Below are 21,782 nucleotides of genomic sequence, written 5' to 3'. Positions count from 1 at the left end.
CATCTGCTCTGCTTCGCAGTCGCAGTGATTCATAACAATAGCGGCGGAATGTTCCATCCGCCGCCTTTTTTTGCTATTACATTGCTTCGTGCATAGTACGAGCGATAACGTCATCTTGTTGTTCTTTTGTCAACTTGATGAAGTTAACTGCATAACCTGATACACGAATTGTTAATTGTGGGTATTTTTCTGGATGCGCTTGTGCATCAAGCAATGTGTCGCGGTTGAATACGTTGATATTCAAGTGGTGACCACCTTTTGCTGCATAACCATCCAACATAGTTGCTAGGTTTTCTTGCTGTGTTTCGTCGTCACGTCCTAATGCTTTAGGTACGATTGAGAATGTATTTGAAATACCATCTAATGAATAGTCATATGGCAATTTCGCAACAGATGAAAGACTAGCCAACGCACCGTGTGTATCGCGGCCGTGCATTGGGTTCGCACCTGGGGCAAATGGCGCACCAGCGCGGCGTCCGTCAGGAGTGTTCCCTGTTTTCTTACCATAAACGACGTTTGAAGTGATCGTTAAGATCGATGTTGTATGTTTTGAGTTACGGTAAGTTTTTGTGCGTTTTACTTTCTTCATGAAAGTTTTCAATAGGTTAACAGCAATATCGTCTACGCGATCATCGTTGTTTCCATATTTAGGATAGTCGCCTTCGATTTCGTAATCTTCAACGATGCCGTTTTCGTCACGAATTGTGCGGACTTTCGCATATTTGATAGCAGATAATGAGTCAACTGCTACAGAGAATCCTGCGATACCAGTCGCCATCGTACGCAAGATATCTGTATCTTGTAAGGCCATTTCAATTCGTTCATAAGAATATTTATCATGCATGTAGTGGATAATGTTCAATGTATTGACATACAAATCACAAATCCAGTCCATCATTGTGTCATATTTTTCCATTACTTCATTGTAATCAAGATATTCTGAAGTGATTGGTTGGAATTTAGGTCCCACTTGCGCTTTTGATTTTTCGTCGACCCCGCCATTGATTGCATACAACAACGTTTTCGCCAAGTTCGCACGAGCACCGAAGAATTGCATTTGTTTACCAATGCGCATAGCAGATACACAACATGCGATTCCATAGTCATCGCCCCAATGTCCACGCATTACATCATCGTTTTCATATTGGATTGCTGATGTTTGGATAGACATTTTCGCACAGAATGTTTTGAAGTTGTGTGGCAAGCGTGTTGACCACAAAACAGTCAAGTTTGGTTCTGGAGCTGGTCCCAAGTTTGCTAGTGTGTGCAAGAAACGGAAGCTGTTTTTAGTTACCATGTGGCGTCCGTCTTCACCCATCCCGGCGATTGATTCTGTAACCCATGTTGGGTCACCAGAGAATAATGCATTGTATTCAGGTGTACGAGCAAATTTCACTAGACGAAGTTTCATTACGAAATGGTCAACGATTTCTTGTGCTTCTTCTTCTGTGATCACGCCATTTTTAAGGTCGCGTTCTACATAGATATCCAAGAAAGTTGACGTACGTCCTAGAGACATTGCTGCTCCGTTTTGTTCTTTGATGGCTGCTAGATAGCCTAAATATAACCATTGGAATGCTTCTCTTGCAGTTTGTGCAGGTTGAGAAATATCAAACCCGTAGATTGTACCAAGTTCTTTCAATTCGCTTAATGCGCGAATTTGTTCACTTAATTCTTCACGTTGGCGAATGATATCGTCTGACATCGTGCCATTGCCGCAATACAACAAGTCTTGTTGTTTTTCTTTGATCAAGTAATCCACACCATACAATGCTACGCGACGGTAGTCACCGATGATACGACCACGACCATAAGCATCAGGAAGTCCAGTGATAACACCAGAACGGCGTGCAGCTCTGATTTCAGGAGTGTACGCATCAAATACACCTTGGTTGTGTGTTTTACGGTAGTCACGGAAGATGTGAGAAACTTCAGAATCAATTTCATACCCATAAGATTCTGCTGATTGTTCTGACATTCGGATACCGCCGAACGGTTGCAAGCTGCGTTTGAAAGGTTTGTCTGTTTGGAACCCGACAACTGTTTCTAACTCTTTGTTCAAATAGCCCGGGCCGTGAGAAGTAATCGTTGAAACGATTTTAGTATCCATGTCTAAAACGCCGCCAGCGTCACGTTCTTGCTTGTTCAAGTCCATAACTTGATCCCAAAGCTTTGTAGTTGCTTCAGTTGGGCCAGCTAAAAATTCGTCTGTTCCGTCATAAGGTGTGTAGTTTTCTTGGATGAAGTCGCGTACGTTAACTTCTTCTTTCCAAGTTTTTCCTTTAAATCCATTCCATTGTTCCATTTGATGGACCTCCTTAAATTTTCTGTTCACTAAGTGTAACAGCTTTACGTGAATAGTATAACACAAAGCGTTTGCATTGCAAGCATTTACAAGAATTATTTTTAACAAAATTAGCTATTAAAACATAAAACGCAACGAAACAGCTTTTAAATCAACGTTTTTTAAATGTGAATTTTTTATTAAAGTCCATTTTTTGAAAATGTGAAAAATTAATTATATAGAAAAAAACACGCGTCTGTATTGGTACAGATGCGTGTTTTACATTTAACTTATAGTACAGAATCTTCTTGAATCGCAGGATCAATCACTCGAGCAACTTCATGGATCAAGCCACCGGATTTTTCATCGGTAACAAAGGACCCATTCGATGTCCGGTCATTGATGGGGATTTGATTCGTCTCGATCTCGATCATTTGCCCCTTTTGAGTAGTCAAAATCAGGGATTGGTTTTCACCGCTTCCCATATAAACAATCCGATGAGGATTTTTCTTTAACTCTCTGAGAACCATCAGTCCTCGTTTCGCTCGTCCTAACTGACTGATTTCTTGAGCCAGCATTCGTTTGACCGCCCCTCGCTGAGTGACCATGATTACAGGCGTATCTCCTTCCGAGTAAACCAATAATCCATTGACGATCTGATCATCTTCTTTAAGATTCATCGCTTTGACTCCAGCAGCTTTTGGTCCTACAACAGGCACTTCGGCTAATGGATAGCGTAGGCCAAAAGCACGATAACTAACTAGAAAGACATCCAACGGCTCATTTTGATCCGCTAAATACACGTTGACAAGTTCATCGGCCTCATCTTTTAGTTTCATCATAGTCAATGGCCGACTCTTGTACGTACGCCAAGGTTCAAATTCTGTCATTCTTGTTTGTTTAATCATACCGTTTTTGCTAATCAGCACGAAATTCTTTTGCGGATCAAGTTCTTGATAGGTGAATACAGCTAAAATGGTTTCTTCGGTCGCTAGATTCATTACCGTTTGCGAAATATGTTCCCCTAGATCTTTCCATTTGAGATCCGGCAACTCATGAATGGGGCGATAAATGACGTTCCCTTTATTGGTCACCAGCAACAAATGATCCAATGTGCTTGCTTGCCCGCTATAAAGCAGTGCATCGCCTTCTTTCATGCCTAACTCTTCTGGCTTAGAAGCGCCATAAGACCGCAAGCTGCTGCGTTTGACATAGCCATCTGTCGTAACAGTTACCACAACATCTTCTTGGGCGACAAGTACTTGGGTCTCGATTTTGATTTCTTGGATCTCTGCTTCAATCTCGGTCATCCGATCAGAGTGGTATTTCTTCTTGATTTCTCTTAGCTCTTTTTTGATGACTTTTAATAATTCCGTTTCTTCATTCAAAATTTTCGTCAATTCGCGAATCGTTTCTGCTAATTCTTGGGCTTCTGCCTGTAATTGCGTGATATCTGTATTAGTCAAGCGATACAATTGCAATGTTACAATGGCTTCTGCCTGTTCTTCTGTAAACCCATGCTGAACGACCAGATTATTTTTTGCATCTTTTTTGTCTTTACTGCTGCGGATTGTCGCGATCACTTCATCGAGGATCGAAAGAGCCTTCATCAACCCATCAACGATGTGCTGACGTTTCTGCGCTTTCTTCAGCTCATAGCGGCTCCGCTTAGCAATGACTTCCCGACGGTGTTTCACATAACTTTCTAAGATATGTTTCAACCCGACTTGCTGCGGCCGCATTTCATCGATGGCTACCATGTTGAAATTGTAGTTGATTTGCAGTTCCGTATTTTTAAATAGATAGTTCAAAATTCCTTGAGCATTGGCATCTTTTTTCAGCTCAACCACAATTTGCAAACCGGAACGGTCCGTTTCGTCCCGGACCTCGGCAATCCCATCGATTTTTTTGTTTAAACGAATCTCATCCATTTTTTTGACCAGATTCGCTTTATTGACTTCGTAAGGAATCTCATTGATGACAATTTGCTGTTTGCCGCCTTTGATATCTTCGATTCTAGTCTTTGAACGTAAGATCACTTTCCCACGACCTGTTTCATATGCCTTCTTGATTTCTTCTTTTCCTTGTAAGATGCCGCCAGTTGGGAAATCTGGACCTGGAATGAATTCCATCAATTTATCCAATGAGGCGTTCGGGTGATCAATCAAATAAATCGTTCCGTCAATGACTTCACTTAAATTGTGTGTGGGAATTTCAGTTGCATAACCGGCAGAGATCCCTGTCGACCCGTTGACCAGCAGATTGGGATATTTTGCTGGCAAAACAGTTGGTTCCTTTTCGGTATCGTCAAAATTCCAAACTAACTCAACGGTATCTTTTTCAATATCCTTCAATAATTCTCCGCTTAATTCAGACAAACGGGCTTCTGTATAACGCATAGCTGCTGGCGGATCACCATCCATACTCCCGTTGTTCCCGTGCATTTCGATCAGGATTTGTCTTAATTTCCAGTCTTGACTCATACGGACCATGGCTTCATAAATACTGGAATCTCCATGGGGATGAAAATTCCCCATGATATTCCCTACAGATTTTGCGGACTTACGAAATCCTTTGTCATAAGTATTTCCATCTTGATTCATGGCAAACAAAATTCGTCGCTGAACGGGCTTTAGGCCATCTCGAATATCCGGTAATGCCCGTTCTTGGATAATATATTTAGAGTATCTGCCGAAACGGTCCCCCATCACTTCTTCTAATGTTAATTCTTGTATATTATTTTTATGTTCCAAGAGATCCCCTCCTAATCCTCAGACAAGCTGATTGCTGAAATTTGCTCAGCTTCTTGTAATTTTTCTTCGACCAATCCAGGGATCGTCTCTTCTTTTTTCTCTAAAATACTGCCGTCTTCTTCCAAGCTGAATTGGACATGGCTTTCGATCCACTTCCGCCGCGGTTCTACTTTATCACCCATCAATGTAGTAACCCGTCGTTCCGCTTGTGCCGCATCATCGATTCGAACACGGATCAATGTTCTTGTTTCTGGGTCCATCGTTGTCTCCCAAAGTTGATCTGCATTCATCTCACCTAACCCTTTGTACCGTTGCAGCATATAGCCTTTACCAATTTTTTTGGTCACCGCGTTTAATTCGTCATCTGTCCAGGCATATTCAACTACGGCTTTTTTGCCTAGGCCTTTTGAAACTTTGTACAAAGGCGGCAATGCAATATAAACTTTGCCAGCTTCGATCAATGGTTTCATATAGCGATAAAAGAAGGTCAGCAACAAGACTTGGATATGGGCACCATCTGTATCTGCATCGGTCATGATGATCACTTTGTCATAATTGCAGTCTTCGATCGAAAATTCTGGACCAACACCTGCGCCGATCGTGTAGATCATAGTATTGATTTCTTCATTTTTCAAAATGTCTTGCATTTTGGCTTTCTCGGTATTGATGACTTTTCCGCGTAACGGAAGAATTGCTTGAAACTTACGGTCTCGGCCTTGTTTGGCTGATCCACCAGCCGAGTCTCCTTCGACTAAGTACAACTCATTTTTTTTCGGATTACGAGACTGGGCTGGTGTCAATTTTCCAGATAACAACGATTCGCCCTTTTTGCGTTTTTTCCCACTGCGGCTTTCTTCTCGTGCTTTCCGAGCAGCTTCCCGCGCTTCCCGAGCCTTAATGGCTTTACGGACAAGCATTTGGCTCATCTCGCTATTTTCTTGCAAGTAATAACCCAGTTGTTCACCAATCACATTGTCTACCGCATTTCGTGCGATCGGCGTTCCTAGTTTTTCTTTTGTTTGACCTTCAAATTGAAGCAGATTCTCTGGTACCCGAATCGACAGAACTGCCGCTAAACCTTCCCGAAAATCACTGCCTTCCAGATTTTTGTCCTTTTCTTTCAGCAGGCCGACCTTTCGAGCATATTCATTGAAAGCTTTAGTCATAGAGATCTTCATTCCCACTTCATGGGTACCGCCGTCTTTCGTACGCACGTTATTTACAAATGACAGGACATTTTCGGAATACCCATCATTATATTGGAAAGCAACTTCCACTTCGATTGCTTCTTTTGTGCCAGAAAAATACACAACAGGCGTCAATGTATCTTTTTCTTCGTTTAAATAATCAACAAACTCTTTGATTCCTTCTTCAAATAAAAAGACCTCTTGCTGCAATTCAGCCCGCTCATCTGTTAGGGTGATTTTCACTCCTCTTAATAAGAAAGCTGATTCTCGCAATCGTTCTGCTAACGTGTCATAAGAAAATTTCGTTGTTGTAAAAATCGTGTCATCCGGCTTGAAACGTACGGTTGTTCCAGTTGCTTTCCGCGTCTTTCCGATTTTTTTCAATGTACCGTCAGGTTTGCCACCATCTTTGAATTTCTCTTGGTATTCGATACCATCTCGTACGATAGAAACTTCTAGCCAGCTTGATAGCGCATTTACGACACTGGCACCCACTCCGTGGAGTCCGCCTGATGTCTTATAGCCCCCTTGGCCAAATTTGCCGCCAGCATGCAGTACAGTAAAGATGACTTCGACTGTTGGGATTCCTGAAGCATGCATTCCCACCGGCATTCCACGACCATTGTCTCGCACACTGATACTATTGTCTTTGTGGATAGTGACATCAATTTCATTCCCGAATCCTGATAGTGCTTCGTCGACCGCATTATCAACGATTTCGTAGACCAAATGGTGCAAGCCTCGGCCGTCAGTCGATCCGATATACATACCAGGTCGCTTTCTCACTGCCTCCAAGCCTTCTAGGACTTGTATCGAGGCATCATTATACTCTGTGGTTTTCTTTGCCAAAGCCACCGCTCCTTTAACTAAATTAAGTGGGTTTCCGCGGAAACCCAACATGAATGATTCGCAAAAAAAATCTTAACATAAAATCAGCTTTTTTCAAGCGAACATTTTTCTAAACTATCTTATCCTTTTTCCTACCGTTCGACAAGGCAAAGTCACTTTTAGCTTTTGGATGATCCATCTATCATTGCTCGTTTATCCATAGCTTCAGTATTTTCTTATTGTTGCTGCGACGGTTTCATGCTAAAATTGCTCTAGACTTTCAAGGAAAGTGGGTTATCATGAAGACGATTCTGTTACTATTTATTGCTTATTTGCTCGGTTCTATTCCCTCTGGTGTCTGGATCGGTCAGCTATTCTTCAAAAAAGACATTCGCCAATTTGGCAGCGGGAATACAGGAACTACGAATACCTTTCGTGTTCTTGGCAAATCAGCTGGCGTCATTGTTTTATTGATGGATATTCTGAAAGGTACCTTGGCTACTTGTTTGCCGGCGATCTTTTCAGTCACAGCAATCAATCCTCTTTGGTTTGGTGTTTGTGCTATTCTAGGTCACACGTTTCCAATTTTTGCCAAGTTCAAAGGCGGGAAAGCGGTGGCGACCAGCGCAGGCATGCTTTTAGGCTACAATCCAATTTTCTTCATTTATTCAGCGCTTATTTTTGTGATTTGTTTGTTCATAACCAGCATGGTCAGCCTGACAAGTATGATTGCAGCCTGCTTGATCACTTTGTCGACAATCCTATTGCCTTATGTCGCACCAATGATTTTACCAAAACAAAATTGGTTATTGACGTGTATCGCAATTGGTGTCACCTGTTTTATTTTTATCCGTCATCGTGAAAATATCAAGCGGATCAAAGACGGCACAGAGAGCCGTATCTCTTTTGGTCTTAATAAAAAAGAATAGGAGAAGCTGGGAAAAGTCATTCATGACTTTCGTCCCAGCTTCTTTTTTTCTTATTCACATAGGCTTACTTAACTGTGATCGAATATTTCGTTTCAAATTGCTCGTTGGCTGCCAAGCATTGGATTCCTGTTTTTTCATGTAGTTCGCCACTAGTCTCTAAGGTATCTGCAATACCTACCCATGGCTCAATACATAAAAAAGGAGATTCTACTGGATAAGTCGTCCAAAAGCCAACGTAAGGCATATTATTATAGCTCAATGTCACACTGTGAGGAGATTTTTCACTGCGGATCGAAAATGAATTCAACCCTTTCGTTTCATAAATCATGGCATCGTTCTTAAACATCTCATGAGTCAACCGTAGATCAGTGTTCGTTTGTCCCAATGTCCGCTGCTCCAGATCGATATAATTGCCTACCAACGGCAATTTTACACGAGATTTCTTAGGTGAGAATGTGAGATAAAAATCTTCAAATACATTATCCTCTCCTAACGGTACATTGAATGCAGGATGACCACCGATAGAGAAGAACATGTCTTCCTGACTATCATTTACGACTTGATACTTGACTACAAGACCGTCTCCACCTAATTCGTAACTAACAAACAACTGAAAATCAAAGGGATAGTTGCTCTTTGTCTCCTCACTGCTAGCTAGTAGTAAACGAACATAATCTACTTTGTGCTCCACGACTTCAAACATCATGTCTCGAGCAAAACCATGCCGTGGCAGATGATACGTTTCACCTTTGTAGCGGTATTGATTGTCCTTCAACGCACCCACTATCGGAAATAAGATTGGTGCATGCTTTCCCCAATGTGCAGGATCAGCTTGCCAAATATATTCTAAGTTGGTATTCACATCAATCAAACTTTGCAGTTCGGCTCCTTTTTCGGCAATTGTTGCCTGCAAATGCCCTGCGCTGATCGTAACTGTCATATCGCCATCTCCTAATATTGATGTTTGTTCAATTCCTCTTTGAAACGACTATTCAACACTTTTAAATAAGTTCCTTTCATTCCCAAGGAACGTGACTCAATAATACCTGCTGATTCCAGTTTGCGCAATGCATTTACAATAACAGAACGTGTAATACCGATTCGATCCGCAATACTAGAAGCGGTCAAACGTCCTTCATCCCCTTCTAATGCTTCAAAAATCGCTTGGACAGCTTTCAATTCGCTGTATGACAGTGTATTGATCGCCATTTGTACGGCAGTCGCACTACGAACGTCTTCTTCGATATTGCGGGATTTTTGATAAAGAAACTGCATGCCAACTACAGTTGCACTGTATTCTGCTAAGACTAGATCATCGTCATCGAACGTTTTTTCGATCCGAGACAAAATGATCGTGCCCAACCGTTCGCCTGCACCATAAATGGGCACGATTGTTGTTAAACCATTCGGATATAACTCCCGCATCTCAATAGGAAAAGCAGTCATATCGTTGCTGATGGGAACATTTGCTTCTGTCGAAGATAAATTATCTACTAAACTTGTATAATTTTTAGGAAACTGTTTTTCTACAAACATCTTTTTGATACGTTCATTGTTGACATCATGCGTCTCAACGAATCCCAACACACTACCGTCACTACTGATAATATAAGCATTGCTATCGAGTATGTCACCTAAAATAACCGCCATTTTATCATAAGGCAAATCAGATGCCAGATTGAAGGTATTTTTTTGTTGCAGTAATTCATTGATTTGACGTGTCTTTTCTAAAAGTGTTTTCATTGGTTCTCTCCCTTTATAAAATATACCGGCTTAGGTCTTCATCTTTGGCAATAGAAGCAAGTTTGTCTTCAACGTACGCTTCTGTAATAGTGATTTCTCCCATTTGCATGTCGGATGCTTCAAACAATAAGTCTTCAAGTAACTTTTCTAGAATTGTGTGTAAGCGACGGGCGCCAATGTTATCTGTATCGCGATTCACTTGAAAGGCAATTTCCGCAATTTTTTGGATTGCTTCCAGCGTAAAAGTGACTGTCACATTCTCTGTTCCCAACAAGGCAATATACTGCTTGATCAAAGCATTGTTTGGCTCCGTCAGGATCTTGACAAAGTCTTCTTTCGTTAAATCATCAAGTTCTACACGAATCGGGAAGCGTCCTTGTAATTCAGGGATCAAATCACTTGGTTTTGACAAATGAAAGGCACCTGAAGCAATGAATAGGATATGGTCGGTTTGTAAAGGGCCGTATTTCGTGTTGACTTGTGACCCTTCCACGATCGGTAAAATATCCCGTTGCACACCTTCACGAGAAACTTCGCCTGATTGTTGCGATTTTGATGTGATCTTATCGATTTCATCAAGGAAGATGATCCCGCTCGATTCGGCTAAACGCAATGCCGCACTATGGATATCCGCATCATTCACTAATTTTGAAGATTCCTCTTGGATCAATAATTCTCGAGCTTCTTTTACCGTTACTGTCCGTTCGATTTTCTTTTGCGGTTTCAATGCACCTAATGTTTCATTCAAATCGATCCCCATTTGTTCCAATCCATTGTTCATCATTGGTGACTGTGTTTTTGGTTCATCCACCTGGATCGTTACTTCACGATTGTCCAATAAGCCTTTTTCTAATTGCTCATAAATGGCTTGACGGTTGCTGCGGATTTCGTCCGTCAGTTCTTCTTTTGGTTCTTCTGCCTGCTGCCCAGGATTGAACATATTCATCATTTGTTCATATGGATTCGTGGATTTCTTTTGCTCTTTTTTGATTCCAGGTACCAGTACTTTAACCAGTCGACGATTGGCTTTCTTTTCTGCCTGCAGCCGAACGTTTTTGTATTGCTCTTTTTTTACGATCTGGATGGCATTTTCCACAAGATCCCGAATCATTGATTCCACGTCACGTCCGACATAACCGACTTCGGTGAACTTAGTTGCTTCTAATTTAACGAAAGGCGCATCAACGATCTTCGCTAATCGGCGAGCAATTTCTGTTTTTCCGACACCAGTCGGTCCGATCATTAAAATATTCTTCGGCGTCACATCTTGCTGCATTTTCTCATCCAACTGGAGACGACGGTAGCGATTACGTAAAGCTACTGCAACAGATTTCTTGGCACTAGTTTGGCCAACAATGTATTGATCTAATTCTTTGACGATTTCTTTTGGTGATATATTTTGATTTGTCATAGCTTCATCCCTCTTTAAAACTCTTCAACAATAATGTTGTGATTGGTAAAGACACAAATATCAGCGGCGATATTCAATGCTCCTTCAGCAATTTCTTTTGCAGAAAGATCACCGCCGTAACGTTTCATCGCTCTAGCTGCAGCGAGTGCATAATTGCCGCCAGAACCGATAGCCAAAATCCCTTCATCTGGTGAAATGACTTCTCCTGTCCCAGAAACCAAGAGCATTTCTTCCTGATTCATCACGATCAGCATTGCTTCTAGTTTCTGCATCGATTGCTGTGTCCGCCATTCTTGTGCTAACTCAACAGCAGCACGTTGTAAGTTGCCGTTGTATTCATTGAGTTTTCCTTCAAATTTTTCTTCCAGTGTGAAAGCATCTGCCACACTTCCAGCAAATCCAACTACGACTTCACCGTTATAGATTCGGCGTACTTTGCGTGCCGTCCCCTTCATGACGACTTGTTCTCCCATTGTTACTTGACCATCTCCGGCCATTGCGAATTTGCCATCTTTTTCAACAGCACAAATCGTTGTTGAATGAAAAGGTGATTTCATAATTCTTTCCTCCTGTCGCCAATTTTTAAGCTCTTGGATGAAATTGGCGGTAATTTTTTTGCAAGCTATCTTTTGTGACATGGGCATAGATCTGCGTCGTAGATAAGTTGGCATGGCCTAACAATTCTTGAACGGTCCGCATATCAGCCCCGTGATTTAATAAGTGAGTGGCAAATGTGTGCCTCAACATGTGGGGGTGGATCTTGCTGTCCAAACTACTTTTGCGAATGATTTGATTCAACACATACTCAATCCCCGTCGCTGTGATTCCGTCACCTAAATGATTGACGAAAACAATCTCATGCCGTTTGTGGTGTTTCTCCATCAACTGTTGGCGTCCAGCTGAGACATAGTCTCGCAACGCTTCTTGCGCATAGCTGCCAAAAGGAACATAACGATCCTTGTTTCCTTTCCCATGGATCAACAATACACCATTCTCCCAATCAACGTCTGACAAGGTTAGGTTGCTGCATTCGCTGACCCGCAGTCCGGATCCATACAGGATCTCCAACAAAGCTCGATTTCGTTGCTGCAAAGATTCGTGCCCTTTTACACTTTCAAAAAGTGCCTCCATTTCTTTTTCATAAAAAAAACGCGGTAATTTTGCGTTCTTTTTCTTTAAGTGAATATAAGCGAATGGATTTTCTTTAATGACTTCGTGTTTCGTTAAAAAGTGATAGAACGACCGCAAACTGGCCATTTTACGGCTGATCGAATTGCGACTGTAATTGCGCTCATTCAAAAAACTAAGGTATACTCTGACGTCACGGTGATCAATGGCAAGAAAGTCTTCATTGCCAGACTCTTTTAAAAAACGAAAGAAATCCTCCATGTCTTCTTGGTAAGCAGACTTGGTCTTATCAGAATAGCCTCGTTCAACAATTAGATAACGAAAAAAATCATTTTGAAGTTCGTTCTCCGGCAAACTAATCCCCCATTTCATGACTCGAAATAACTGTATCATAGAGTTTTAAAAAAAACAAACGAATTGTCAGAATTTAACCAATATTTCAAAGTTTAGACATAATTATGAAAATTCTTTAAGGGAGAATTTAGAAAAGATCCGCAGGTTTCTCGAAGCTTTTTTTGATTGTTATGATTTACACGAAAACTTGCGAAGGACTTGCCCCAAATTCAACTTGGCATATGCTTTGCCTACAGTAGCTTCTCACTGTGAACTAAGTAGAACTTGCGTTCCACTCTTTCCAGAGTCAGCCGTAGAAAATTCTTTCAAGGTTGCTACCCTCGCTTTGCTCCCCGCTGCTCATCATCTGCTCTGCCGCTCTTTCGAGTGTCAGTCGCAGTGATTCATACGAAGGTTACTACGCTCGCTTTGCTCGTCGCTGCTCATCATCAACTCTGCCTTGCTTCGCAAGCCACTCGTTGTGATTCGCAGCAAAAACGCACTCGTTTGAGTGCGTTGTTTGAGTTATTCGATTGGTTGGGTGTCATTGTCTGTGTTTGGTTGATTTTCTACTGGCTTTTGGCTTTCGATGGCTGCTACTAACTCTTTGTTTCCTTGTTTAGTAGACATGGTTTGATTAATGAGATTGACTAAATCGAGGCCAGTTGTTTCTTTGATAGTATCAAATGTCCGTGCCAAGCCGGCTTCTCCCATGTCGTGGAGTCCGTCGTTGCCTCCAAAGCTGACCACTTTATCGATGTTGCTAAGTGGCGCATTAACTTCTTTGGCAATTTCAGGCAATACTTTGATGAATTCCATCAAAATACCTGCTTCATTCAGTTTAGTTAAAGCAATCGCCATTTTTTCGCGACTTTCGGCTTCTGCTTGACCGACTTTAGCGATTCTTTCAGCATCTGCCGAACCGAGTTTTTCGATTCTCTCTGCTTCTGCTTGGGCAGCTAGTTTCACTTTTTCAGCCTCTGCTTGGGCACGAGCAATTTCTCTTGCTTTATCTGCCAAGGCATTTTGTTCTACAACATATTTATCGGCTTCTGCTTTTTTACGGACTGTAGCATTCAATTCTTTTTCCGTCAGTTCAGCTTGCTTTTCTTGGATCTCGATGTTCTTTTCTTGTTCGATCAATTGGACTTTCATTTTTTCGCCCACAGCAATCTGTTCTGCTTTAGCATCTGCTACTTCCCGTTCTTGTTTGTATTGTGCTTGTTTCAATGCCATATCTTTCGTTGCTTCTGCGATTTCCGTTTGGCGACGAATTTCCTCGTGCTGTGCCAACTGTTCATTTTCGGCTTGCTTGATTCGTGTTTCTCTTAATGCATTTGACTCTGCAACTTCTGCATTCTTCTTCACTTCAGCAATCTGCGGTCGTCCTAAGGCATCTAAGTAGCCGTTACTGTCACTAACATCTTTGATCGTAAATGAAACGATCTCTAATCCCATTTTTTTCAAGTCGGTAGATGCGACTTCTTGCACTTGTTCCGCAAAATCATCTCGATTTTTGTAAATTGCTTCAACGGTCATTGTCCCTAGAATCGCCCGCAAGTGGCCTTCCAGTACTTCTTGTGCTTCATCTTCCAACTCGCCGGTTGATTTGCCTAAGTATTGTTCTGCAGCTGTTTTGATCGATTCCGTACTGTTACCAACTTTAACTAAAACCGTCGCACTTGCTTTGATCGGTACCCCTTGTTCGGTATAAACTTCTGGTGTGCCAATTTCAAGTTTATGCGTCAGTAAACTCAATTTATGTGCTTTTTGAACAATTGGGATCACGAATGTTCCGCTATTTTTTAAAATCTTGATGCCTTCTTTACCTAAAAATGACCCCGTTACGATCAACGCTTCATCTGGCTTGCCGATTCGGTAACGAATCATTAAAAATGCGATCAATAACACGACTAAAACGATGATCCATAAAATTGGATTACTTAAAAAATCTAATGCATTCCCTGTATCTAACATTTTCCAACACTCCCTATTCAATAAAATTGTGGTTTTCTACCACTAAAGCAATACCTTTTTTGTCAAAATCAACAATAATCACTTTGGTTCCGACTGGTAATTCTCGCTTTTCCCGAATATCCTCTTCTTTATAGAACCTTGCCGGATAAACAGAACGCGCTGTCTTACTGCCAATCTCCATCACTTCACCGAGGGTATTTCCGACGATCTTTTCTGTCAATTCACCAATCAAAAAATCTTCATGACCAAGAACATTGCTACGATTTTTATCTGTCAAGCGATTGAAAAGCCACATAAACGGGCCTAGCAACAAACTGAAAAGCAGAAAAACGGCAAATATCAAAACAAATAGTACAATCAGCCAGCCCACTATTTGAATATAAGATGGAAACTGCTGCAGATACTCTTGAAGCAATGTGACCCATTCCCCAATCACGATCGTCACCACCTTCGCTATTGTTACTGTTAATCATATGATAACCGCTACCAAGTTTCAAGACAATTCAAAAAAAAACTTTCTCAACAATTTCTCGTGAGAAAGTTTTCGACATTTAATTTGCAACTGTTTCTTTGGCAGCCTCTAAAGCTGTAAGCGCACGATTAGCCAATGCCTCATAACGGGATTTTTTATCTTTGATTCGTTCGGGCAGTTCAGGAAGCAAGCCAAAATTGGCATTCATTGGTTGGAAATGTTTGCCTTCTGCATGCGTAATGTAATACGCCATGCTGCCGATTGTTGTTTCCTGCGGAAAGATGATTGGTTCTTCCCCTTTTGCAAGTTTTGCTGCATTGATTCCAGCTACTAGACCGCTAGCCGCACTTTCAACATACCCTTCTACTCCTGTCATTTGACCAGCAAAAAACAAGTCATCACGTTTGCGAGATTGATAGGTTTGTTGCAGAAGTTCTGGCGAGTTCATGAAACTATTCCGATGCATTACACCATAGCGGACAAATTCAGCTTGCTCTAATCCAGGGATCATCCGAAAGACCCGTTTTTGTTCTCCCCATTTTAGATGCGTTTGGAAACCTACAATGTTGTACAACGAGGCAGCAGCGTTATCTTGACGCAATTGGATCACTGCATAAGGCCGTTTGCCTGTCTTAGGATCTTCCAAACCAACAGGTTTCATTGGTCCAAACAACATCGTCTTTGGACCACGAGAGGCCATCACTTCAATTGGCATACAGCCTTCAAAGAATTTCTCTTTTTCAAACTCTTTCAAAGGAGCGACTTCGGCATTTACCAAAGCTTCACGAAAGGCATAAAATTCTTCTTCGTTCATCGGACAATTCAGGTATGCTGCTTCTCCTTTGTCGTATCGTGATTTCAAGTAAACTTTATCCATATCAATAGTTGATTTATCAATGATTGGCGCTGCGGCATCATAGAAATAGAAGCCTTCCGACCCATTGAATGCTTGAATCGCCTTGGATAACGGTTCTGAAGTCAATGGTCCAGTAGCGATTACCGTAATTCCTTCTGGGATTTCGGTGATCTCTTCTTCGATCACTGTTACCAACGGATGTTCTTTCACCCGCTTTGTAACTAATTCAGAAAAATCGTCCCGATCAACGGCTAGTGCACCACCAGCCGGAACCGCTGTCTGATCGGCCGAAGAGATAATAACCGAATTCAAGCGGCGCATTTCTTCTTTCAAAACACCTACTGCATTGGTTAAATTGTTTCCTCTAAGAGAATTTGTACAAACAAGTTCCGCAAAATTATTCGTATGATGGGCTTCTGTCGTTTTCTTAGGACGCATTTCATACAAATTGACAGCCACTCCTGCCTCAGCAGCTTGCCAAGCAGCTTCGCTTCCTGCTAATCCAGCACCAATTACATTGATTTTTTTCATACTTCGTCTCCTTTATAGTAAAAGAGTCTGTGCCAAAAGTCATCAAAACAAAAAATAACCCTTACATTGGCAGATGCTGATCTTCAGATCACCGTTTGTCTCTGCTTATTTTTTATTCTATTCCTTGTGTCACAGCTCTGTTTTTTGAAAAGGAACGCAGAAGTCTGCTGTCTCTCAGCAGATACTTCTTGCGCTCACTTCATTTTTTTATTGAGAGGTCAAAAACGATCGATAGCTTACTTTTGAACATCTTCCTCATAATCACCTTTGATACAAACGACTTGCTTGCCGCCTTTGACTTTCTTTTCAACCAAATAGTTGTCACATTTTGGACAGTTTCTGCCTACTGGTTTATCCCATGACGTAAAGTCACATTCTGGATAGCGTGTGCAGCCAAAGAAAATTCGGTTCTTCTTGGATTTTCTTTCAACAACTTGTCCTTGGTGACAAACTGGACATTCCACTCCGATTTCTTTGACGATCGGTTTTGTATTTCGACAATCTGGAAAATTGCTACAAGCATAAAATTTTCCATAACGACCTAGCTTGATGACCATTGGATGACCGCAAATATCGCAATCGAAGCCAGCGGGTTCATCTTTTATCTGGATTTTCTCAATATTTTCTTCCGCATTGGATAATTCTTTTTCAAATGGTCGATAGAATTGGTCCACGACTTTGATCCATTCTTGTTTGCCCGCTTCAATACTATCTAAGCTGCTTTCCATCTCGGCTGTGAAATGGGTATCGACGATTTGAGGGAAGAATTCCTCGATCAACGAATTAACAATTTCTCCCAATTCAGTTGGTTCAAAACGTTTTTGAGTTAATTTAACGTAATAGCGCCGTTGGATCGTTTCTAAAGTTGGTGCATAAGTCGATGGACGCCCTACACCATTTTCTTCTAAAGTTTTGATCAACGTTGCTTCGCTAAAACGAGCAGGTGGTTGTGTGAAGTGTTGTTTTGGTTCGATAGAGATCGACTGAACAACGTCCCCTTCATTTAATTCCGGTAAAATATTCTCTTTGTCTTCTTTGCCGTCATCTCGTCCCTCAACATACACTTGCATGAATCCTTTAAATTTGATTTTGGATCCGTTAGCTATGAATATGACGCCATTCTGCTGTAGCGTCACTTTCATTGTATCCAAAATCGCAGGGGTCATTTGGCTGGCTACAAAACGAGACCAAATCAAGCGATAGAGTTTCAACTGATCTTTGTCCAAGTACTTTTCCATTTCTTCTGGTGTACGCATGACGCTTGTAGGACGTACAGCCTCGTGGGCATCTTGCGCCCCTTGCGCATTCTTGATTTTCTTGCCACCATGAGCTGAAAAAGCTGAGCCATAGGTTGTTTCGATGAATTCCGCCGCTTCTCCTTTAGCTGTATCCGCGATCCGTGTAGAATCGGTACGCATATAGGTGATCAACCCCACCGTTCCTTGCTTGCCTAATGGGATTCCTTCATAAAGCTGTTGGGCTACCATCATTGTTTTACGTGTACGGAAATTCAATTTGCGGGCTGCCTCTTGTTGAAGACTGCTGGTTGTAAAAGGAGCCGAAGGATTGCGTTTTCGTTCTTTCTTTTCTACCTTGGTCACTTGGTAATCTTTGCCATCTAAACGATCGGTCACTTCTTTGATGCTTTCAGCGTTTGGCAGTTTTTTCTTTTTACCATCTAGCCCCCAGAAAGCCGCCTTGAACTTTTTCGTTGCTTTTTTAAAGTTGCCATCGATACTCCAGTATTCTTCAGGTATAAACTCGCGGATTTCTTTTTCGCGATCAATGATGATTTTCAATGCTACTGACTGAACACGGCCCGCACTCAATCCTTTTTTGACTTTGCGCCATAAAATTGGACTGATCGAATAACCTACCAGACGGTCCAACACCCGACGAGCTTGCTGCGCATCTACTAAATCGACATCAATCGTACGAGGTTCTTTGAACGCAGCTTTAACTGCATCTTTTGTGATTTCATTAAAAACGACCCGGTTCTTTTCTTTTAAATCTAGTCCTAGCAAGAAAGCTAAATGCCAAGCAATAGCTTCCCCTTCTCTATCCGGGTCACTTGCGAGATAAACTTTTTCTGCTTTTTTAGCTGCAGAACGAAGGCTCTTGATGACATCGCCTTTGCCGCGAATCGAGATGTAATGAGGTTCATAGTCATTTTCGACATCAATGCCCATTTTGCTTTTCGGCAAATCACGAATATGTCCAACACTCGCAACAACTTTATAGTTGCGCCCGAGGTATTTTTCAATGGTTTTCGCCTTTGCTGGCGACTCCACGATCACTAGATATTTATATGCCATATAAAAAATGGCTCCTTCCTTCATTTTTTCCTACTATAATATATTCGGCAAACAATCCACTTGCTTTCCAAACATCCAAATCGTAGCTTATCATAGCTTTCAGAAAAAGTTTTGTCAAGAAAGGATCATCATAAGTTCAAAAGCCTAAGGCAATTCTTCTAAGATATCTTCTGCTGTCAGCGTGCATTTTGCTCCATCTTGAATCAACTGATGACACCCCTTTGATCGATCGGTCAAAGCTTCTCCAGGCACGGCAAATACATCCTTCCCATTTTCTAAAGCCAACTGTGCAGTAATCAAAGAGCCACTCTTTTCTTTGGCTTCAATCACACAAACTGCCTGTGCGATTCCCGCAATCAGTCGATTCCGCATGGGAAAATGATGTTTATGCGGCAATGTTCCTCGCGAATATTCGCTAACCAGCAAATGTTCCTGCTTGATCTGAGAATAAAGACGTTGCGAACTCTTAGGATAACACTGATCCAGTCCCGTTCCTATAACTGCAATGGTTTGTCCACCACTTTCAATCGCTGCTTCATGGGCGAAACTATCTAATCCCTGGGCAAGGCCGCTAATGATCAAGTACTTCTTTTTCACTAGTTCCGGAATGATTTTTCTACAAATCTGCTGACCGTAGCTTGTCGCTTGTCTAGCACCGACAACAGCCAGTGAAGGCTTTTGGAGTAATGACAGATTCCCTTCGTAAAAGAGGATCAATGGTGGATCAGCGATTTTTCTAAGTGCAGGTGGGTAGTCTTTTGAAAAAAAGGTGATAAATGACTGGTCGGCCATTTTTTCCGCTAAGTCACTCTCTGTCAACTGATGCCACGACTGTTGAAAACGACGAATATTGCGTGTGATCCCTGTCATTTGAATAACTTCTTCAGCCGTTATAGTCCAATTTTCTTGTGCGAGGCAGCCTTTGACCACCCGCCACTGACTTTGAATACCGACTCCTTGTACAAATGACAAGCGAAGGAGGATTTTATCGAAGGGCGTACATTCCTGATAGTACATAAAACAACCTCATTTCTAAAGAATCTCACTAATAAGATTCGTAAAAATGAGGCTGTTTGATGAATTATTTTACATACTGTTTTACTGGTGCAAACGTTTTGCGATGGATAGGACAAATCCCATGGGCAGCTAATCCTTCTAAATGGGTTTTCGTACCGTAACCAGCATTTTGATCAAATCCATAATGAGGAAAAACACCATGATAATCTTTCATTAAATTATCCCGAAATACCTTAGCCATGATACTTGCAGCAGCGATAGTGATCGACCGGGCATCCCCTTTGATCAGACTGGTCTGAGGAATATCGGTATCAAGCGTCATAGCGTCCACCAATAAATGCTCTGGTGTAATCGATAAGTCAGCTAGCGCTCGTTTCATCGCATTCTTACTGGCTTGATAAATGTTCACACGATCAATTTCCTCATGATCTGCAATACCGATGCCAATCGCTACCGCTTTATTTTGGATCTCAATAAATAATTCTTCTCTTTTTTTCGCAGAAAGTTGTTTCGAATCATTCAAGCCAATGATCCCGCAATTCTTCGGTAAAACCACTGCCGCGGCAACTACGGGCCCAGCTAACGGTCCCCGGCCGACTTCATCTAAACCGGCAACAAACCGAAGCCCTTTCTGATAGAGTTCTTGTTCAAATACAGACATTTCTGCATATTTTTCTTGCATTTGTCGCTGTTTACGCTGCTGATTTTGATACTTGGTAATCAGCTTTTGGACACCAGAGCGTTCGTCTGCCATCAGTTGAGCCACATAAGCCGGGTCAACCTCCTCGGCAAATAGTCGCTCTTTGATAGTTTTAATCGGCTCTTTCATCTTTTTCACCTAACTCCTCGTAACGATCTAATGTGTACCTTCCCAGCTTCCCTTGTCGAATATCAAAAACGACTAATTCACTACCGCGATCATAATTGTCTTTGTAGCCACGTTTTTCAGTGATCTTCATCAATAGTTCTGGTGCTAGACATTGTTCTTCTTCCGCAGAAAGTGAATAACGCTGAGCAATTCTTCCTTCATAGTAGCGAGCAAAAAAGTCTAACCCAAACAAAGCAATATCATCTAAATGGATGAGTTGATCTTTGATAGCGCCAGTCAAAGCTAATTTTTTGCCAATCTCAGGATCTTCAAATTTAGGCCAGAGAATTCCTGGTGTATCCAGCAATTCCAATTCTGTACCAAAACGCAACCATTGTTGCCCTTTGGTAACGCCTGGTTTATTCCCAGTCTGAGCAATTTTTTTGCCGACTAAGCGATTCATCAATGTTGATTTTCCTACATTAGGAATCCCAATGACCATTGCTCTTATCGGACGTGGTTTGAGCCCACGAGCTTTGTCACGAGCAATTTTTTCTTGCAGAACTTCCTTTGCTTTAGGAACGATCATTTTGATTCCTTGACTATCCTGAGCATTGATCGCCATGGCTAAGAAACCTTGTTTTCTAAAATAGCCTTCCCAGAGTTTTGTTTGCTGAGGGTCAGCCAAGTCTGCTTTATTGATCAAGATCAAGCGTGGCTTTTGTTGTAAAATTTGATCCAGCATGGGGTTTCTTGAAGAAATGGGGAGACGAGCATCTACAAGTTCAAACACGATGTCGACAAATTTTAGTTTTTCGCTTACTTCACGTTTTGCTTTGGCCATGTGGCCTGGAAACCATTGAATGGTACTCATAATTAATTTCCTTTCATACCAGTCTTTTTCAGACATTGTTTTGGCTTTCTCTTAAAAGTATCGGACGAATCGAGAAAATTTCCTGATTGCCGAGTATCCTACGCATTTTAACACGAATTGGTTTAATTGGAAATACTACCTGCCAATCACCTGCAACTATACCTATGAGACGCGTATTGTAGAGATGATTTGCTCATTCAACCTGCTCTTACAGTCCAACAAATTTCCAAAGAATGGCCAAAAACTGCCAAACTACGCTGACTATTCTGTTATATGCCATTATTTGGCTGATTCCACAGCCTTTCCTTGTTAATTCATTCACTAGAATCACTTGGC

General features: G+C 41.6%; 16 protein-coding genes. 1 reads left to right on the top strand and 15 read right to left on the bottom strand.

What is annotated here, in order from left to right:
* Window positions 1–76: 76 nt before the first annotated feature.
* The 3 genes from pflB to parE all read right to left on the bottom strand — a co-directional run bounded on the left by pflB (window position 77) and on the right by parE (window position 7,073).
* On the bottom strand, window positions 77–2,305 hold the full coding sequence (pflB, locus tag FE005_RS10500; RefSeq protein ID WP_003126991.1) for a formate C-acetyltransferase: 2,229 nt from the start codon (window positions 2,303–2,305) through the stop codon (window positions 77–79).
* Between the two features lie 269 nt (window positions 2,306–2,574).
* Window positions 2,575–5,037, bottom strand: coding sequence for a DNA topoisomerase IV subunit A (gene parC, locus FE005_RS10495; RefSeq protein WP_138371747.1), 2,463 nt, complete (start codon window positions 5,035–5,037; stop codon window positions 2,575–2,577).
* A gap of 11 nt (window positions 5,038–5,048) precedes the next feature.
* On the bottom strand, window positions 5,049–7,073 hold the full coding sequence (gene parE / locus FE005_RS10490; protein ID WP_003126988.1) for a DNA topoisomerase IV subunit B: 2,025 nt from the start codon (window positions 7,071–7,073) through the stop codon (window positions 5,049–5,051).
* 278 nt (window positions 7,074–7,351) lie between these two features.
* Here parE and plsY point away from each other — a divergent pair, with 278 nt between their 5' ends.
* Window positions 7,352–7,981 (top strand): glycerol-3-phosphate 1-O-acyltransferase PlsY, encoded by a 630-nt coding sequence (gene plsY, locus FE005_RS10485; protein WP_138371746.1) that lies wholly within the window; start codon window positions 7,352–7,354, stop codon window positions 7,979–7,981.
* A gap of 64 nt (window positions 7,982–8,045) precedes the next feature.
* On the opposite strand, the gene FE005_RS10480 is transcribed toward plsY, so the two are convergent.
* The 12 genes from FE005_RS10480 to ylqF form a co-directional block, all read right to left on the bottom strand.
* Window positions 8,046–8,921, bottom strand: coding sequence for an aldose 1-epimerase family protein (locus tag FE005_RS10480; protein WP_138371745.1), 876 nt, complete (start codon window positions 8,919–8,921; stop codon window positions 8,046–8,048).
* An 11-nt stretch (window positions 8,922–8,932) separates the two neighbouring features.
* Window positions 8,933–9,724 carry a GTP-sensing pleiotropic transcriptional regulator CodY gene (codY, locus tag FE005_RS10475; protein WP_003126985.1) on the bottom strand — a complete coding sequence of 264 codons (792 nt, stop codon included), beginning with the start codon at window positions 9,722–9,724 and terminating at the stop codon, window positions 8,933–8,935.
* 13 nt (window positions 9,725–9,737) lie between these two features.
* Window positions 9,738–11,135 (bottom strand): ATP-dependent protease ATPase subunit HslU, encoded by a 1,398-nt coding sequence (gene hslU / locus FE005_RS10470; RefSeq protein WP_103299918.1) that lies wholly within the window; start codon window positions 11,133–11,135, stop codon window positions 9,738–9,740.
* Window positions 11,136–11,149: 14 nt separating this feature from the next.
* Complete coding sequence (hslV, locus tag FE005_RS10465; protein WP_003126982.1) at window positions 11,150–11,692, bottom strand: ATP-dependent protease subunit HslV; 543 nt, start codon at window positions 11,690–11,692, stop codon at window positions 11,150–11,152.
* 25 nt (window positions 11,693–11,717) lie between these two features.
* Window positions 11,718–12,635 carry a tyrosine recombinase XerC gene (gene xerC, locus FE005_RS10460; RefSeq protein WP_138372209.1) on the bottom strand — a complete coding sequence of 306 codons (918 nt, stop codon included), beginning with the start codon at window positions 12,633–12,635 and terminating at the stop codon, window positions 11,718–11,720.
* Between the two features lie 486 nt (window positions 12,636–13,121).
* Entirely contained in the window at window positions 13,122–14,573 is a 1,452-nt protein-coding gene (locus tag FE005_RS10455; RefSeq protein ID WP_113849899.1) for a flotillin family protein, read from the bottom strand.
* A gap of 13 nt (window positions 14,574–14,586) precedes the next feature.
* Entirely contained in the window at window positions 14,587–15,012 is a 426-nt protein-coding gene (locus FE005_RS10450) for a hypothetical protein (RefSeq protein ID WP_103300097.1), read from the bottom strand.
* Window positions 15,013–15,124: 112 nt separating this feature from the next.
* Window positions 15,125–16,432, bottom strand: a complete 1,308-nt coding sequence (gene trmFO, locus FE005_RS10445) for an FADH(2)-oxidizing methylenetetrahydrofolate--tRNA-(uracil(54)-C(5))-methyltransferase TrmFO (protein ID WP_003126978.1) — start codon at window positions 16,430–16,432, stop codon at window positions 15,125–15,127.
* A 236-nt stretch (window positions 16,433–16,668) separates the two neighbouring features.
* Window positions 16,669–18,747 (bottom strand): type I DNA topoisomerase, encoded by a 2,079-nt coding sequence (gene topA, locus FE005_RS10440; RefSeq protein WP_103299915.1) that lies wholly within the window; start codon window positions 18,745–18,747, stop codon window positions 16,669–16,671.
* Between the two features lie 144 nt (window positions 18,748–18,891).
* On the bottom strand, window positions 18,892–19,764 hold the full coding sequence (gene dprA / locus FE005_RS10435; protein WP_138371744.1) for a DNA-processing protein DprA: 873 nt from the start codon (window positions 19,762–19,764) through the stop codon (window positions 18,892–18,894).
* Between the two features lie 64 nt (window positions 19,765–19,828).
* A complete protein-coding gene (locus tag FE005_RS10430) occupies window positions 19,829–20,593 on the bottom strand; it encodes a ribonuclease HII (protein ID WP_117474599.1) in 765 nt (254 codons plus the stop codon).
* A complete protein-coding gene (gene ylqF, locus FE005_RS10425) occupies window positions 20,577–21,446 on the bottom strand; it encodes a ribosome biogenesis GTPase YlqF (protein WP_003126974.1) in 870 nt (289 codons plus the stop codon). The genes FE005_RS10430 and ylqF overlap by 17 nt, the downstream gene beginning before the upstream one ends.
* Between the last annotated feature and the right edge of the window lie 336 nt (window positions 21,447–21,782).

Source organism: Enterococcus sp. M190262, from assembly GCF_005843965.1.
Lineage (GTDB): Bacteria > Bacillota > Bacilli > Lactobacillales > Enterococcaceae > Enterococcus_D > Enterococcus_D gallinarum.
Note: the sequence above shows the minus strand (reverse complement) of the source record. Positions and strands in the feature narration are given on the sequence as shown.